This window comes from Bradyrhizobium canariense, from assembly GCF_900105125.1.
Taxonomy (GTDB): domain Bacteria; phylum Pseudomonadota; class Alphaproteobacteria; order Rhizobiales; family Xanthobacteraceae; genus Bradyrhizobium; species Bradyrhizobium canariense_A.
On record NZ_LT629750.1, the window covers coordinates 3,139,455 to 3,155,749 of the forward strand.

Below are 16,295 nucleotides of genomic sequence, written 5' to 3' on the forward strand. Positions count from 1 at the left end.
AACGCAAGCCACGCAGCGCCCACTCCGCCCGAAGACGGTACGGACATATCGTCCGGCGTGCGTTCAAACGCCTCAGGGCAGCCACTCTTCATCACATGCACAATGACGGATGCGTGGCGAGCAAAATGGCAGAGGGGATTCGAACGTGAGCATGACGTGAAAGGAACAGATAATGGAACGGAACATAATGAACCGTCGTACGGTTCTTAAGGGAAGCGCCGCTACCGTTGGCTTGTTGGGAAGCGGCGCATCCGCCTCAATGGTGGCGGGCGTGGAGCAGGCATCTGCTGATACGCCGCCGTCATCACTTCCGGATCAAATTGAAGCTGCGTTTCAACGCTTTCGCGAAGCCATTCCAGCCAACTTCGATCACGAGTACGTCGAGAAGGCCGTCAAACCGTTCTTCCTGACGAGCTTTTACGAAGGTGAGCGTCCGATGCTGCCGATGATCGACGTCACCTTCAGTAAGCAAAACGCGCTGCCTTACGACCTTTGGGGCCTCATTACCCGCGACTGGCGACCAACCCCCGAAGACGGCGTGACGGTCTTTTTGGAAGGTCTTGAGAAACGTGGTCCCAATAATCTCCGCAAGAGGATCTACTTCGCGGGGGTGACGCCGGACCTTTACAAGCCGGCGTATAGCGCGAAGGTCGTTGCTTTCTTCGACAAACTCATGGACCAGAAATTCGCCAACAAGCCGTTCATGCGGCATTACCTCGATTATTATTTTGACCTCTATTGGGACCTTCACCTTGGGGTGGCCCCGGAGGCTATTCCCTTCGAAGTGCGGCAGATTGGCGAAGCATTCAATACGGTTCTTGCCTACAGGAATCCTCTGCTGCCGATCACGTATGATAACTACATGATCGTCCGGGAGCGCCTCGACTTTCTGAAGTCGTGGATCGATGATCGACTCGTCGACATTGAAAGTGGCAAAACCAAGAATCCCGAAAAGACGATAGCCTGGTATTGGTTGAAGAACGCCGGCGACGGCCGTTACTTTGCGAAGAAGGACGTCGTGTTCGAGTGTTTCCACAATTTCGTGGCACTCAGCCAGTGGGGCAACTCGATCTTCGGGATCATGTCGCGGTTGTCCGAAGACGGCGGCGATCAAGCTGTGCGAGCATCCTTTCAGAAGACGATGAGCGGAAACTTCGATAACGCCAGCGGTGCCCCTTTCTCGCCGCTGGAATTGTTCGTCATGGAGCTATTCCGTGTCATATCGCCGAACGGCGGCAGCATCTCGGCTATCCAGGATGCGCGAACGAGCGCTTATGGCGCGTCTCCGCAGCGAAAGTTTGGCTTTCCCATGGAGCGCCACAGCTACATCAGCACACCCCACACGAGTACCAGCCTTGACCCGGTCCACTGGAAGGACCCGAATGCTTTCGATCCATCAAGGTATCTTGGCGTTCCTACCAGCGCCCAGATTACTGAAGACAAGTGCCAGCAGATCGGCCTCGCGCGATGTCCATTTGAGATCACAAATTTCGAGGTCAAGGACGGACGCAAGGCAAACATCACGAATAGCGGTTTTGGCACGGTTTTCGGTGTTGTCGACGGCAAGAGCCTTCCGGTTTGTGATTACGCTGGCTTCGCACCATTCGGCTTCGGATACCGACGGTGTCCGGGTGAGCAGTTGACGATTCAGGTCTTCGAGGATTTCCTCCGCAAGGTCTGGCGCGACAAGATCGTCTTCCGCAAGCTCGACCTGGCCAACGCAGGCCAGGTTCCGATCGGCCCGACTGCTGTGATCGAAGACGATCTCGGATTCACCAGGTCGGCCTAGTCATCGGCGCGGCAATTCCGTTCACGCGTGCTGCATCAGCGCGGGCGCCGGCACAGCACGGTGGCAGGTCCAGTTCTTGCGCTTTTGGCGATGCCGGGGACGGACCTTCTCGGCTTTCGCTTCGGAAGCATGCAAATAAACGGCCGAATGACTTTAACGAGGTGCCCCGTGCAAAAGGCGAGTCGACATGGCGCGGATCGAGCAAGGTCGAAGGCTCGATCAACGCGGCTGGAGTTTCTCGATCCCGGTTTGAAGGTTTATCAGGCGATGATTGATCGATTTCAGCTCTTCAAGCGAAGCGTCGACTTCAAATGACGGTATCGCGGTGCCCAGGAAAATCACGCCGGACAACACCAGCAGGTCGAAATGCTTGCTGTCATAACGCAGGAGCGAGACAGCAGCTGCGATAAAGCAGGCGAGGCTTAGTACGCTCAGAAATATCGCCAAATGCCTTCTCCTCGCCCGGTCTCAACGAAACCGGGCCATTGGCCTTGACCGCGGGTGCGATACCGCGACACCATCCGCCACTTATCGCAGCGTCAGCCGGGCCACCCCGAGCGCCAGATTGACACCAACCTGGCCTTCGACCGACAGCGGCTGCAGGGAAATCGTGCGATGGGATCCGCCGACGAGTACGTTGGCGCCGAGGCCAACACCAAACGACGCGTTGCCGCTGGCGCCCACATAGGTTCCTCTCAGCGTCCCATATCCGACATGCGAGGTCGGTGCGAACACCCCCCAGAACAATCTTCCCCCGCCGGTGACCCCGACATCGAGGCCGATCCGGCTGATCGTGCCGCTGTAACTGTACTGCCGTCCCGTTGCATTCGACCGAAAGACACAGCGCAGATTCTGCCGCGAGCCAACGATCAATCCCACGCGCGGAGCAGCGTCACAGGTCAATCCTCCAACTCGAACAGGTTGGGCCTGCGCGAACGCCGGCCCTGCGAGAGCGACCATGGACGCACATAGCACCGCTAAACGGCAGATTTTCGACATCTATCTCTCCAACAGTCTTTGATTATTGCTTCGGTGCACAAGTGCTGCATTGATGTCGGCATCGTCCCCCTGCAAGCCTCGAAAGTTGCGGCCACGGCTTCCACGGCCCTGCTTTCAGATCACGATGATATCCGACGGCGTCAACCAGATTTCGTTCGTCGAGAACTTCGATTGCGAGAACCCACTGCGTTAATGACCGAAGCAGTGCACGGCAATAGCCGAAACGCTGCCTGGCGCGCTGAGTGGTCCAGGCCGAACGTTAGTCAGAAGGCGTTTGGTCAGCGGCCCTTTGTCGCCACCGGAGCGGCGACGCCCCGCTAAAAATGCCGGCCGGCAAGACCCGTGGACAAGACAGCGCGGTCGGGCGCAATTTGCCGACGAAGCTCGACCCGCTGTCGCGTAGTCACCCCCAGCAGATCGGAGACACGCCAGATGATATTGTCCTCGAGTTCAGTCACTCTGCCGTCGGCATACACAACTTCCCACATCATCCGAACCAGCCGGCGGCGGCCTTCATCGTTCAGAAGCTGATTGAGCTGGCGGGTGAAGTGGTAGAGATCGACAGCGGTCCGGTCGACCGCAGCCGATTCCTCAAGCAGCCTGGCGGTAGCCGGATCGTCCAGATCAAAATACGAGCTGAGAACGGCGTGAAGTTTCGCCCGTCTCGCCTGCGACATTTCGTTCTGAACGGTCGCTACACGCGTGAGCAATGCGGCGGTTACGAGCTGGAGCTTGCTGACCGCGGGGGCCTGCCGCTCGTGCTCCACGAGAGCCGAAATGAAAGTCTTGATGGATCCAAACATCGTCTGAGCAATCTTCGGTCGGCCGGCAAATGCCGGCCAGCGCCGGGAGCGCCTCGAACCTTCACGAGGCATCACCGTCTTCTCTCGCGGCAATCGAACGCCAGATGGCATTCGCGCGCGTTCAAGACAACCGGCTTACGAAACTTTAACATCGACTGTCAGCGCCAATCCCGCGCTGCAAGACCGCCTAGCGCCGGTTACCTGCCAGGCGCAGCAGCATCATGAACAGGTTGATGAAGTTGAGATATAGCGACAATGCGCCCGTCACGGCCTTACGGCCCGCGGAAACGGCGTCGTCGTTGCTATCGTACATCCCCTTGATCCGCTGGGTGTCGTAAGCGGTAAGGCCCGCAAAGACGCCGACGCCAACCACGGAGATGATCCAGTCGAGTCCACTCGACCTCAAGAAGAGGTTGACCAGGCTCGCGATCACGATGCCGATCAAACCCATCACCAGGAACGTACCGAAACCCGACATATCGCGCCGGGTCGTATAACCCCAGATACTGAGCGAGCCAAAGGCCGCGGCTGAGATAAAGAACACACGCGTGATCGATACGCCGGTATAGACATGGAAGATGGTCGAAAGCGACAATCCGACCAGGGCCGCATAGACGAAGAACAGCAGTCTTGCCGCTTCCACCGACAGCGTGTTGATGCGCGAGCTGATAAAGAACACCAGGGCCAGCGGCGCCAGCATGAATACCCACATGATCGGGCTCTGAAGCAGCGCAGGGCCGGTGAGCCGATAGGTCAGCATCGCAACGAGACCGGTCAGGCCAACGCCGATGGCCATGTAGTTATAGACGCGAAGCATATGGGCGCGCAGGCCCGCATCGACCGCGGACGTACGATCGGCGGGAGCGCCGGGGATGGCTGCATTGCGATCGTAATTCGACATGGATCGTCTCCTTTTTCATACGCCGGACACTCTTTTTGCCCCAGTACGGTCAGCTGCCAGACCGGAACGCAAGATGGGGCGCAGGAGTCCTCTGTGCTAACCGACCAGATACATTGCAGCAGTGGACGTGACGAAGCCTGGATCGGTATCGGCACCCTCGCGTCGCACGGGATCCAGGACGCCGCGCATCGCACTCCTCCGCGGCGGCGGCTGACGATCGGGCAGACTCGTTGATGGCGACCTTGCATCTGCCGAATGGCATTGGGTCACCGGTGGCGCTTCCAGCGACAGACGCGCCCGTATCTTGCGTTGTGTCGATCGATGCTGCCCGAGCACCCGGCAAGCACGCCTTTCGGAGATGCCAAACGCTGCCTTGGCATGAAGCACGTAGGCCGCACGAAGCTCCGGGCTCAGAGCCTCCGTCGTCGCCTCCGCCAAGATGAGCTTGTCCAATGTCAGATCCGACACCAGCCGGCGCAGCCGGGCAATCTCGGCCTCCAACTCGGTCAAATGCTCGGCCAGATCGCTCTCAACGCCTCCGTATCTATTTCGCCACCGATAGTATGTTACTTCGGTTACGCCAATTTCCCGCACACACTCAGAGATCCGCCTGCCGCTAGCTACCGATCCTTCAACATGCCTCAACTTCGCAACGATTTCTTCGGCTTTGTGTCTTCTCATGACCGATCCTTTCCTTAAGGAATCGCATTGTCATCGCTTCGCGGCGCTCACTTTTTCTGGTCGCGTCTCGCTTCCAATCCCTGCTCCAGCGAGGCTGGTACGCTCCGCCGATTTCACCGCGATGACGGCATCGGCGGGCGACCGCCCCAACGGATCGTAAGGCGGCACGCAGAATCTTCATCGGCTCAGAATCCCACGCCTATACGGCGCGTCTCAAAAATATGCCATCACTTGCGATTGGAAGTTTGGATGCTTCGTTTGCCACCGGCGCCGCGCAGAGAGGCATCGACAGCCGCGTCAGCGGAAGCCGAAACGCGAATACGAACGACTTAGTCTCGGAAAACCGTGAAGAGATCAGCAAAACGAACGACCTCCGCCTTCATCTCGTTTCTTCGCGTCGCAACAAGTGGTATACCAACCTTTGCCGCCGATCGAACTTCACTGGGGCTGCAACCAAATTCCTGCCGGAACGCACGGCTGAAGCTCGATGCGTCTTCAAAGCAGAAATCTGCCGCAATGGCAGCGATTGGACGCTGGTTCGCCGGATCGGACAACACCGCACAGACGCGCAGCAATCGCTGACGCTGGATGTAGTGCGCAACGCCTCCCGTTCGTTCGAACAGGCGGTAAAGCTGGGACCGGGAAATCCCGAGCATTCGGCACAGCACGGCAGGCTGCAGTTGCAGCGACTGCAGCTGCGCCTGAATGATCCGCCGGACGCGTTCCAACAGACCGCAGTCAATTTCCTCCCGTGCCAGAAACCCGTGCTCCGCAGAGGGCGCAATGCATGCAGCGACCATATTGCGCACTGCCGCGGTCAATCGCGGCGCGTCAGATTCTTTCATAAGCGGCAGCCAACGCTCCACGGCAAGGATATAGTCGCCAAGCAGCCCGCCCCACGGCTTTTCGAGCACCGCTCCGCGCGCCGCGTCCAATAGCGGAGCGAGGTCGTGAAACGCTTCTCGCGACAAGAGGATTTGAGTTCGGTCGACGCGGGTCCGTTTGCTTTCGAACTGCTCGCCAAGCGACCATAGGAAAGGTACACCTCCTGCCGCGTCGAATTCACCCTTTGGCGTTTGAACCTTCGTCACGCCTTGCCTGCAGTAAGTGAGCACCCAATGATCGATGGGCGCCTTTGCGAGATTGGCTTTCGCTCGCTTGACGTGAACAGAGGCTGCCGATACCCGGCTGATCGAGATATCCCCCAGGCTCCAAACGATATTTTTCGCAGAGAACCCCTCTTCGGCCTGCTCCATCGGGGAGATGTCAAATACAGGTGCAAACCATTCTTGCCACGCCCGAAGCTGGTCTCGCGGGCGCAAGTTCTGCGTTGCAAAAGTGGTTGGAGTCACGGGGGTATCCTTGGGAAGGCCATCAGGCCATCGATGGACGTGCCGCAAACCAGACTGAAACAAAATTACTCTCGCTGCTTCGAAGGCCTGATCACGATCTAGTGAGCAATTCGCGGCATTTTATCGATTTCATGATGTCGGCCGGCGGCCGCCCTGCCATCGACTCAGCGCCTTTCGAAGCATACGGGTCGGGCACCGCAGTCGGACGGGACCAATGCGAATGTCGAGACGTCCTTCGACCACCATCACCGTGCCTTCAGTCGTGCCGGCAGGATTGACCCGGAAGGTGATTAGCGCGTGGGCAAGATGCCGCTCGTCCAGAAGTTTGCTCCCGAGCTGCGCGCGACAACGCCCATCCGGGACCTCGCTCATAGACAGATCTGAGCCGTGCTAGTGGCGCAGTATTTGGTAATTTACCGCCGCTCGGCTTATCCGTGCCGCGGTGGCGGAAATTTTACCCTACCCTTATTGCGTGCGCACAAGATGATCGGCTGCCACGCATCCAATTGGCTTCTCCCTTGGCGACGAATATCCAGCTCTGCTCGATTTTCAAGAGCTAACGCTATCCCACCTCGAAGCTGTTGTATTTTCGTGCCTCGTCCGCCGAGTTGTTCGAACACATCCGTCGAAGCGATGATGACGCCGTTGGGCTTTGGTGACGCGGCCGTTGCGTTTGGCGTCGACAGTGATTCAGACCAGCCAAACGGCCCATCTTGGCGCGACACTTATGCTCGGTCAGCGCACGAGGGAAGCTTCTGGCGGTAAATGGCAGAACACGGTATGAAAGTCCGAAAGTGGGGATACCGACGAGCTATGAAAATCGGATCACATACTTGCGTTATTATTGCGCTTTTTGCGGCCGTTTTTGGTTGCGGAATCAGCTTGGTATCCGCGACCGATTTTTGCATCGAGCTGACTGGTATTGGATTCAATCGCGGGCATGAGCGACGGGGGGACGAGAATGCCTGCGCCGGAGACGAATCCTTGAATATCAAGGGCGTGGCCAGAGATCGGGCCAGAAACAATGCAAACAATGCCATTGCATCGCAATGTTTAAGAGATGTCACGCACACCATTGGCCAGCAGGCTTGCGCGCGGATCAATTTGGTTGCCAATACTTCCCCCAATAATCTGTGGGCCGACTTTCCTCCTGCGGCAAAGCCCAACGCAGATAATGTAAGATACATTGGTCGTGGAGTTGAGGGGAGCGCGAGCGTGAACCTTTGCGCCGTGGCGCGCGATGTCCGTATCAGGACACGCAGCGTTGTCGATGGACACTGCCCTCATGTCAACGGGCTCTTGCCGCACAGGATTTTCGCGACCGCCCGAGCACGAGCTCGATGTGCGGTTATATGTAGCTCTCCGCAGCCCGAGTAAGCGACTTCAGGAATTTCTCGGCGGCATTCTAACATCCCGAGCATGCCGGCAATCAGTTGTGTCCGCACTGATACAGCGTCGCGATGTTGAAGTCTTTGGATGAAGTGTTGCCTGCACTGAGTTTTCTTGCCAGTTTGAAGGATAAACGGGCGCACTGATAAATCCGGCAGAGATCCCTGTCTCCCGTTTCCGTGCTGGTTCGTAACTCTTATCAACTAGCTGGCCTCATGGCTCACGGCAAATCAGAGCGTCGCGCTTCATCTATGTTTGGTAGATTGCCGGCCGGGAAAATCGCCATCAGGGCCAAACCCGCCATGGCGAGAAGACACACCTTAAGCGATCGGAGCCGGGCCTTGGTGTTAATGCTAAGCGCCTCGGCCACCTGATAGGGAGCGGCCGTCGTCGCACTCAAAACTTCGAGCAACCGATCGTTACTGACAAATGTAATATTGTCGAGACCGACTTGCTTCTTCAGTTCCTGCGGAATGATGGGGTTATCGGTTAGGTCACGCATTACATTCGTACTCAAGAGACCAATCAGGAGTGCACCAGCCACAGCAGTGCCGACTGCTCCTGCGAGGTTTGCAGCGGTCCCGCGAAGAGCGCCGACATCACCAGCGAATTCACCGGACGAGCTAGCCGCCATGGCCGTGAACAAAAGCGTGACCAACGCTCCCTGTCCAAGACCGATCACGATCAACCCGAAGATAACCAAAAATGTTTCCCATTCGTTTCGAACAACGACAGCCAACAAAGCCAGTCCTGCCGCCACCAATACGAACGCGTAACGAGCGATCCGCCGCCAAGGCATGAATTCATACAGATGCAAAACAAGAATTGCGGCAACGAAGATGGATAATGCGTAGGGAATGATTGCGAAGCCAGTCTGCAGGCTGCTGCGGCCTTGGACGATTTGGATGTAAAGCGGAATAAGAAAACTGACGGCCGAACCGAGAGTAATGATAATAAACAATAACAGTATGATGGATCGCTGTTGGGGCGTCCGGATAAGATCCAGCGCGACGAGCGGTGTTTTTTGCTCGGCGCAGCGCTTTCTGGACCAGGCAATAAAAGCCTGACCTAGCACAACGCCGCCGACGATCATGATGGGCGCCGGCGATAGGCCAAATAGGCTAAACGGCGCTGCCGGCGCGCGCAGCAGCAAGCCCCAGTTGTTAATGTTGTTGAAGCCAACGGTAATGAGAATAATGGCCAAAGCCGCTGAGACCGCGCCTATTTTATCTATCTGCAAATCCGGCTGACGTTCAACAGGCTTCAACTTCCTACTGAGAATGATGATACTTATCGCGAGAGCGACGAGAAGCGCGAATGAATAGCGCCAACCGACCCACGTATCAAGAAAGCCAGCTATCAAAAATGCCAGCACGCTGGCTGCGGCCTCAGCCGCCCCCAACCAGCCAAAGGCCTTGGCCTGCTGTCTGCCTTCGTAAGTGCTAGTGATCAAAACAACGAGCGTGGGAACCAACGCGGCCGCCGCGGCGCCAGCTATGCCTTGAGCGAAAATCACCACCGTGGCACTAGGACTGGCTGCCATTGTTGCCATTGCAACACCGAAAAGGGCCACGGTCGTGCGAAACACCGATGTCGGACCGTATAACTCGCCAACTTTAGCACCCATCATGACAAAACCCGCGATGAACAACGAGTGGGTCACAATCGCTGATCCTACCATCGTCGGCGGCGTGCCGAAGCTTGCACCGATCCCTGCCATTGAGACGCGGAGTGAGTTGATGTTGAACGACATCAGGATCTGGGCCATGGCAATGACGACCATCGGCAACCAAGAAGCGTTCCGCACGTTCTTGTGGCTCGCTTCAACCGTCATGGGTTGGTTCCCGCGGTTAGAGGGAGAATGGTCGCCCCCCGGATTGATAAGGCTTCGCGACCGCTCGGCATCGCCTAAGACGGCAAACGCCATATAGCGGTTCTTGGTCCTTTTCTTGACGAGAACATTCGATGTACGTCACTTTAGGCCAAGAACTTCGGCGCTCAATGACGAAGGGTAAGGTCTGGTTCGCATATTCGGCGGCTTCAAATACCGAACTATCAGAACGGTCTACAATCGGCCTGACTTTCCCACACACAGTCGTAGCCTGTCGCGGACAGGGCCGCACTGACGCACGTGGGAAACGTCCCTGCTGCGCGACGCGGCGAGTGAGCGAAGGATGACCGGATTGAAGCTTGCGATGCGGGCGGCCTCAGCGGATGTTGGGGCAGCGCAAAGTGGTTCATATTTTCTTAGTGCGTCATTTTTGGCACCAGAAATTCCCCGCGGCGCTTAAATACGCTCCATCTGGATGGCAAGGAAGTTGAGTCACCGAAAATCCGACCGAGATGGTTCTTATTGGCGAGGTGTCGCGCGGAACGTGCAGAAACGCCATCACCAGTCATCTTGTCGGTACCGTACTGCAGGCGTCTGATGTGGGTCTCTGATCGAAGTCCTCTCGGGCTTGGGCGAACCGGTTATACGCATTTAAATCCTTAGGAAAGACCCATAAGGCCCACTTCCTAAACGTCATTCTGGAATCCGAGATCTCAGAGAGCGAATCCCTCGCCACCGTCAAAGACTGGAACAAAACTACGAACTCTTAAATCATTTGCAAAAGCCGGCATGCCACTGAAAAACATCCCAGGAGGGAATGAATGAACTCAAACGAAATATTGTTCTTCATGGCCGCTGTCAGTTCGGTTTTTCTTGCGACTTCGAATGATTGCGCACAAGCTATGCCGCTCACCAGGCCGGGCACGCTGGTCGTTGAAAAGATAACGATCGAGGTTCAGTGGCGGCACCGGCATCATCAATTGCGTCGTCATAGCAGGCAGCAACTAAACGACAACCACCGGCCCAAGCATCGCGGTGATCAAGCCGACACTTACAGCACGACGAGATGATGGCTGCCACGTAGTCGCATCACAATGTAAGTTGTTCGGCACGGCCGCACCTTACCGGTACGGGGCTCGAAAAATCGAAACGCGGCGCTGGAGAGCGGCGATGCGGATCCGTGATTTGTAACGCGCTTCGCTTTGTCGGCCAGCGGTCAAGCCCGTGGGAGTCGGACTCTCCCCAATAGGTCAGAGACATTGACAGATCGACGGGCAATCTTTCTGGGTTTTCCAGTCTAATGCCGATCGAAATGACACCGGCGGCAACCCAGAATTTTTCTATCTCTTTTGCACGCACGTCAGCGAAATCTGGGCGCGACTTTATCGAGCCTTGAACCACGGCTTCATTCCACAGCATGACATCCTCGAATTCATCCGACCAGAAACTCTCTCGCGGCGCGCTCGTCGCACTTGTCGTCGGATCGATGGTCGGTTCGGGCATCTTTCCCTGCCATCATCATTCGGCCGCGCCATCGGAGGCCTGGGTGCTTTAATCGCCTGGGGTATTGCCGGCATCGGAATGCTGATGCTCGCCTTCGTCTTTCAGACGCTCTCTGGCACTATTTCGATCTAGCGAGTTGTGAGCTACAATCGAGCAATTCTGGGAAGGGAGAGACTTCAATCTAACCGGAGGTTCCCAATGTCTGACTTGGTTGTCATCGTGTATCCGTCCGAGGCGAAAGCCGAAGACGTACGTCAACGTCTCCTCAAATTGCAGCAGGAGTATTTGATAACGATCAACGACGCCGTAATTGCGGTCAAGACCGAATCTGGCTCCATCAAACTGAACCAGCTTGTCAACACGACCGCCATCGGCGCCGCCTCAGGAAGCTTCTGGGGACTCCTGATAGGCGTGCTCTTCCTGAATCCGATCATAGGTGTCGCATTGGGCGCGGCGTCGGGCGCGCTCGGTGGCGCGTTGTCCGATTTTGGGATCAATGACAACTTCATGAAAGAGCTTGCGGCGAGCATCCAACCGGGAAATGCGGCTTTGTTTGTTCTCATCAAGAATATGACAGCGGACAAGGTGCTAAAGGAAATTAAAGATGCCGGAGGCGTGGTGCTCAAAACCTCTCTGGATGAGACGAAGGAACAGGTGTTGCGCGACGCCCTCGCGAAAGCAGCAGCCACCGAAACACCGCCGCAGACGGCGAAATCGGCCTAATCGGCATCGAAGGACGGCGATCGACTTTAGGAATGCAGCCTCAAGATACAAGCGTCTTGAGGTCTGCATCTCGTTAGCCGAACGATGCCGATGACGACAGCTGGCGCCCGTAAGATTAACCGTCCACAACGACTCGCTCAGGTGTCAGCAGGCCAAACTGTGCGCCCGTTCGTGCTACTGTATGGATGTAAAAGTAGGTGCTGACGCCATCGGTCGCTTCCATCACCGGAGATGGCGCCGACACGATCACGAGGCCGGCACATTTTCCGATCCAGTCAATATGCCGGTGACCGTGCATCAGCACTGCCCGGCCTCCCAACGTCCGGAGCCGCCGAACAAACCAATTTCCATTCACCAGCGCTGTCCCGATTCGTTCAGACAACACCTTTGCCACCTTGGGATATTCGATAACATGGTGGTGAAGAGCGATGATCCAACACGCCTGAGGATACTGTGCGGCGGCAATCTCAATCCCTCTTACTTGCTCCACTGAAATCATCCCCAGAGCGTTGGTGAAGGAGAAATGTGTATCCGCGTTCGAGTCCAAGAGGATAATGCCAAGGCCATCGTCGCGATCCGGTGGCAGCACCATTGGAAAGACTGCCGCCCATAACTCATTCAAATTCGTCGATAGCCGCGGCCTTCCGACTTCAGCAAATTTTGCCATTTCCGTCCGATGCGGTTTCAGCGCCTCCGAGAGGCTGCCAGCCAGACATCGCGCGGTCTGATCGATCAAACGAACGCGTTCGCCATGGAGCGCGTCAACAGCCGACAAGAACCGAAGTCGGCGCAGCTTTCTGTTCGGACTTGTCGGGAGATCGAGGCGCGCTGGATTGGCACGGTCGACGATATTAAGGTCGTGATTGCCGGGTAAAATCAGGATCCGCTCAGCAAGCTGCGGATAGGCCATCAAGGCGTCGAGCAGTTCTGACCACTCCGCAGAACGGCCCGCATCCGTCATATCGCCGGTGACGAGAATTGTGTCGAGAGGATTATTCGCGTGGATGACATCCAACAGCGCAAGCAGCCGGTGCAGGCGCTCATTTCCGCGCGGCCCCGCTCGACCGCTTTCGATCCGAAAGCCGTAGCGCTCGCCTACGACATGAATATCCGACAAGTGCGCGATACGCCACGTCTGATCCGCGTAAGCATCTGCAGGGAACCCACCAAAATCGCGAAGTTGGGGCATCGTCGCGTCAGCAAAGGCCCAGACAAGTGCGGCGACGGCGAGATAGGCGGCGACGAGCACGATGCTATTGGCCAGAGCGACGGAAACCAGGTCATGGGGCGAAGCGAGATCGGCAAAATTCCCCAACCAGCGCGAGCTTGGCCAGCAGGCCGCCAGCACCGCCAGCGCGACAGCAAAGATGATGATGCCCGCCACCCCTGCGGTACCGGCCCGTAGCGTGGCGAGTTGAGACCCACTAAGTCGCGATTGCAGAAGCTTTTCGACGAAGTGCCGCAAACCCTCCCGGCAGGCGACGTATATCGGCTCGACAGCTAGCGAATTCAAAGACCAGAAACTGCTCTCCGCCATGCGAAACAGCGATCGCACTCCGAACAATCCAATGGCGAGCACAGCCAGAAGAAGCAACGCAGGCCAAATTCCGAGGAGAGGAGATGTGACTTTGCGTGAGACCAGACTTACCCAGGCGGAAGCAACAAGCGGCGCGAGTCCGAGGAGCAGACCTGGAACAACGAACAGCATTGTCCAGGACAAGACCAGTTTGGGAAGACTGATCTCCGCGAGCAGACTGCCAGCAAGCGACAACAGCGAGCGACGTTTGGTGCTTGACGCGTCATCCTCAACATCGCCGCCACGCGGATCGATGACGGGGTTCATAGCAGGCTTCTGAGCATAGCGAACATGGCAGCGTTGCCTTCCTCAACTTAAAGGGCATAAACGTTCGCCTGCCCAATTATCCACAGCGCACGCAGATTCTAGCCGAGCTCGTCTCCCAGCCAATCTTCAACATAAAGCCGAAGAACGGCGATGCGACCGATTGCAAACAAAGGCAACGCAAGTGCAATGCCCATCACGCCGAACAAGGAACCAAACAAGACGATGGCCACTAATGTCCATGCAGGCGGCAACTCCACTGCCTGACGCTGGATGAGAGGGCCGATCACGTAGCCTTCAATGGACTGTATGGCAGTATAAATCCCGACCGCCCAGATCAGCATCGAGGCACCGAGAGGCATAGCTACCAACCCGACCGGGATGGCAGCCAGAATTGGGCCGAGATAGGGCACGAAATTTGACAAGCCGGCCTGCGCGCCGAGAAGAAAAGCACCCGGAAGCCCCAACAGATAAAGAGCAAGCCAGACGCACAAGGTCATAAGCACGATCCTGATAAGTTGTCCGACAAGCCACGAGCGCAAGACACCGCCCATTTCATCGAGAACGGCACGTACACGGTCGCGCGACGAAGGTTTTACCAGCAACACGACGCCATCGCGATAGGCCAGCGGATTAAATGAGAAAAGAAGGCCAACGAACACGATAACGAGGGTGTTAGCCAGAATACTGGATGCTGTCCCAACGGCCGTCTGAGCGTGGCCGAACAGCTTGTCATGATCAGGAAACCAGCGGGAAAAATCGCGGCCGCCATCGGGACCAAACAACTCGACGCCAACGGACAGCAGGCGTTGTTGCAAGACATCAAGCTGCGCATCTATGACGCGTGTCAAAAGACGTGCTTGTTCGGGAATTTTCCCTACCCCCCAAATGGTGCCCAGCACTATCAGTGCCGTCAGGATCAGAATGACCAGGGTCAATCGCCACGCACGGCCGATCGGGATGACTGGACCGAGCGCTCGGGCACAGGCGTCGAGAAAAGAGGCAAACAGGATGCCTGCGAATATGACGAGAAGACTGGAAGACGTTTGCCAGATGAGGAGAATTCCGAGCACAACACTCAACACAACAAGCGCCGCGGCGAGCGTAAACCGCTGCCCGGCGCCCTCTACTCCAGATGAGAGTTCACGGCGCTGTATGTTCTCAGCAATTCTGTCCGGATCCGCCTTCGGTTTGGTCATTGAGCCCTCGGCACTCATTCCTGTTGCGACGGCTTATACTGGCGTGTGATGCTGCCTCGTTGTCTTCGTTCACTGCAGCAACAATCGACAATTTATATCCCCGTTTCGTGTCAAGAGTCTTTCAACACGGCCCAAATATCTTTCATGTTCTCTGCCCGACTAAAATATTACTCTCGAAGCCCGTTGAATGCCCTCAATTCGTACCGCCGCTGTTTGAGGATACGATGTCGAAGACTTAGCGTCGTGACGATTCAAGCGCCCCCGTAACGGTTGTTAAGCGCGCCAAATGGCTCCCAGTTTTCCTGCATGGCTCGATGCTCATGTTATGTGGAGCAGTAGCGATCATGTTTGTGAAGATTGCCGCGTTCGCCACCGGCTTGATCGTAGGAGCTGCGCCCGTCGTGCGCGGCTTGGCGAACTTCTACAGGCGTTTCAGATCGAGCCGTAGGGTGGGTTCATCTGGAACCTATCTACTGAAGACACCGCACATTTGCTTTGCCGGAAGAAAGAGATGGTTCAATCGACCGGAAGATAAAGATCTCTTCCTTTCAAAGTGCGATCAATTTTGCACGAATCGCATATCGGACCAGTTCAGCCGTCGACGAAATACCGAGTTTACGCATTGCCGACGCACGATGAGTTTCGACCGTCTTCACGCTGAGATTCAAGACCGCGCCTACGGACTTGTTGGTGTGTCCTTCCGCAATCAGTTGAACAACGCTCCGTTCTCGCGAAGATAGCAATACTTCGGATTTGTTCTTCTGATTTAACAGGTAGTCGTGAAGCAACTTCTCCAACAATACGCTGGTGAAATAAGGCCGATGATCAAGCAGCGCCTCAACCGCTTCAATAAGATGGCTCCTTGCATCTGATTTTAGCAGAAAACCCCGCACTCCTGCCAGAAGGACCTCGGTTAGAATTTCTTCGCTTTCGTGCATTGTGAGAATTAGCACTTCTGTGCTCAGACGATAAGATTTAATTCGGCGACTAACCTCCAACCCATTCATGACGGGCATTGAGTAATCGACGATTGCTATATCCGGCTTCATCTTCATCGCTAGCGCAATGGCGTCCCTGCCATCGATCGCTTCTCCACTCACGATCCAGTCAGCACGAGTTTCAATGATCGCGCGAAGTCCCGACCGCACGACTTCATGGTCGTCCGCAATCAAGATCTGCTTCACAGTGCCGTTCCTATCGGTTGGAACCACCGCAACTATGGCGACCGACGATTACAACGCGGCAGCAGGACTGATCAATCATACTGATCGAAATCCTCGGCGTT

The 16,295-nt window shown here is 56.4% G+C and carries 13 protein-coding genes and 3 pseudogenes; 5 read left to right on the forward strand and 11 right to left on the reverse strand.

Annotated elements, in window-relative coordinates:
- Window positions 1–187: 187 nt before the first annotated feature.
- Window positions 188–1,789, forward strand: coding sequence for a hypothetical protein (locus BLV09_RS14935; RefSeq protein WP_100386658.1), 1,602 nt, complete (start codon window positions 188–190; stop codon window positions 1,787–1,789).
- 219 nt (window positions 1,790–2,008) lie between these two features.
- Here the strand turns inward: BLV09_RS14935 and BLV09_RS14940 are convergent, their stop codons facing one another.
- The 7 genes and pseudogenes from BLV09_RS14940 to BLV09_RS14970 form a co-directional block, all read right to left on the reverse strand.
- A complete protein-coding gene (locus BLV09_RS14940; RefSeq protein ID WP_100386657.1) occupies window positions 2,009–2,236 on the reverse strand; it encodes a hypothetical protein in 228 nt (75 codons plus the stop codon).
- Window positions 2,237–2,317: 81 nt separating this feature from the next.
- Window positions 2,318–2,788: a DUF992 domain-containing protein gene (locus BLV09_RS14945; protein ID WP_100386656.1), complete on the reverse strand. Its 471-nt coding sequence runs from the start codon at window positions 2,786–2,788 to the stop codon at window positions 2,318–2,320.
- Between the two features lie 317 nt (window positions 2,789–3,105).
- Entirely contained in the window at window positions 3,106–3,591 is a 486-nt protein-coding gene (locus BLV09_RS14950; RefSeq protein ID WP_167558732.1) for a TerB family tellurite resistance protein, read from the reverse strand.
- Window positions 3,592–3,778: 187 nt separating this feature from the next.
- On the reverse strand, window positions 3,779–4,492 hold the full coding sequence (locus BLV09_RS14955) for a Bax inhibitor-1/YccA family protein (protein ID WP_100386654.1): 714 nt from the start codon (window positions 4,490–4,492) through the stop codon (window positions 3,779–3,781).
- Window positions 4,493–4,795: 303 nt separating this feature from the next.
- Window positions 4,796–5,173, reverse strand: a pseudogene (locus BLV09_RS38065) (transposase); the annotation flags it as partial.
- 329 nt (window positions 5,174–5,502) lie between these two features.
- Window positions 5,503–6,525 carry a helix-turn-helix domain-containing protein gene (locus BLV09_RS14965; RefSeq protein ID WP_146687866.1) on the reverse strand — a complete coding sequence of 341 codons (1,023 nt, stop codon included), beginning with the start codon at window positions 6,523–6,525 and terminating at the stop codon, window positions 5,503–5,505.
- 1,609 nt (window positions 6,526–8,134) lie between these two features.
- Window positions 8,135–9,748, reverse strand: a complete 1,614-nt coding sequence (locus BLV09_RS14970; protein WP_146687867.1) for an MFS transporter — start codon at window positions 9,746–9,748, stop codon at window positions 8,135–8,137.
- A gap of 818 nt (window positions 9,749–10,566) precedes the next feature.
- Here BLV09_RS14970 and BLV09_RS14975 point away from each other — a divergent pair.
- On the forward strand, window positions 10,567–10,815 hold the full coding sequence (locus BLV09_RS14975; RefSeq protein ID WP_146687868.1) for a hypothetical protein: 249 nt from the start codon (window positions 10,567–10,569) through the stop codon (window positions 10,813–10,815).
- A gap of 19 nt (window positions 10,816–10,834) precedes the next feature.
- Here the strand turns inward: BLV09_RS14975 and BLV09_RS14980 are convergent, their stop codons facing one another.
- On the reverse strand, window positions 10,835–11,248 hold the full coding sequence (locus tag BLV09_RS14980; protein ID WP_167558558.1) for a hypothetical protein: 414 nt from the start codon (window positions 11,246–11,248) through the stop codon (window positions 10,835–10,837).
- Between BLV09_RS14980 and BLV09_RS38070 the strand changes: the two are divergent.
- Both BLV09_RS38070 and BLV09_RS14990 read left to right on the forward strand, forming a co-directional pair.
- A pseudogene (locus tag BLV09_RS38070) lies at window positions 11,163–11,362 on the forward strand (arginine-ornithine antiporter); the annotation flags it as partial. The gene BLV09_RS14980 and the pseudogene BLV09_RS38070 overlap by 86 nt on opposite strands.
- Window positions 11,363–11,446: 84 nt before the next feature.
- Window positions 11,447–11,971, forward strand: a complete 525-nt coding sequence (locus tag BLV09_RS14990; RefSeq protein WP_100386647.1) for a DUF1269 domain-containing protein — start codon at window positions 11,447–11,449, stop codon at window positions 11,969–11,971.
- A gap of 115 nt (window positions 11,972–12,086) precedes the next feature.
- On the opposite strand, the gene BLV09_RS14995 is transcribed toward BLV09_RS14990, so the two are convergent.
- Both BLV09_RS14995 and BLV09_RS15000 read right to left on the reverse strand, forming a co-directional pair.
- Window positions 12,087–13,814 carry a metallophosphoesterase family protein gene (locus BLV09_RS14995; protein WP_146687870.1) on the reverse strand — a complete coding sequence of 576 codons (1,728 nt, stop codon included), beginning with the start codon at window positions 13,812–13,814 and terminating at the stop codon, window positions 12,087–12,089.
- A gap of 98 nt (window positions 13,815–13,912) precedes the next feature.
- Entirely contained in the window at window positions 13,913–15,010 is a 1,098-nt protein-coding gene (locus BLV09_RS15000; RefSeq protein ID WP_146687871.1) for an AI-2E family transporter, read from the reverse strand.
- A gap of 320 nt (window positions 15,011–15,330) precedes the next feature.
- Here BLV09_RS15000 and BLV09_RS38785 point away from each other — a divergent pair.
- Window positions 15,331–15,471 (forward strand): annotated as a pseudogene (locus BLV09_RS38785) (hypothetical protein); the annotation flags it as partial.
- Between the two features lie 87 nt (window positions 15,472–15,558).
- Here the strand turns inward: BLV09_RS38785 and BLV09_RS15005 are convergent.
- Window positions 15,559–16,194: a response regulator transcription factor gene (locus BLV09_RS15005; RefSeq protein WP_146687872.1), complete on the reverse strand. Its 636-nt coding sequence runs from the start codon at window positions 16,192–16,194 to the stop codon at window positions 15,559–15,561.
- Between the last annotated feature and the right edge of the window lie 101 nt (window positions 16,195–16,295).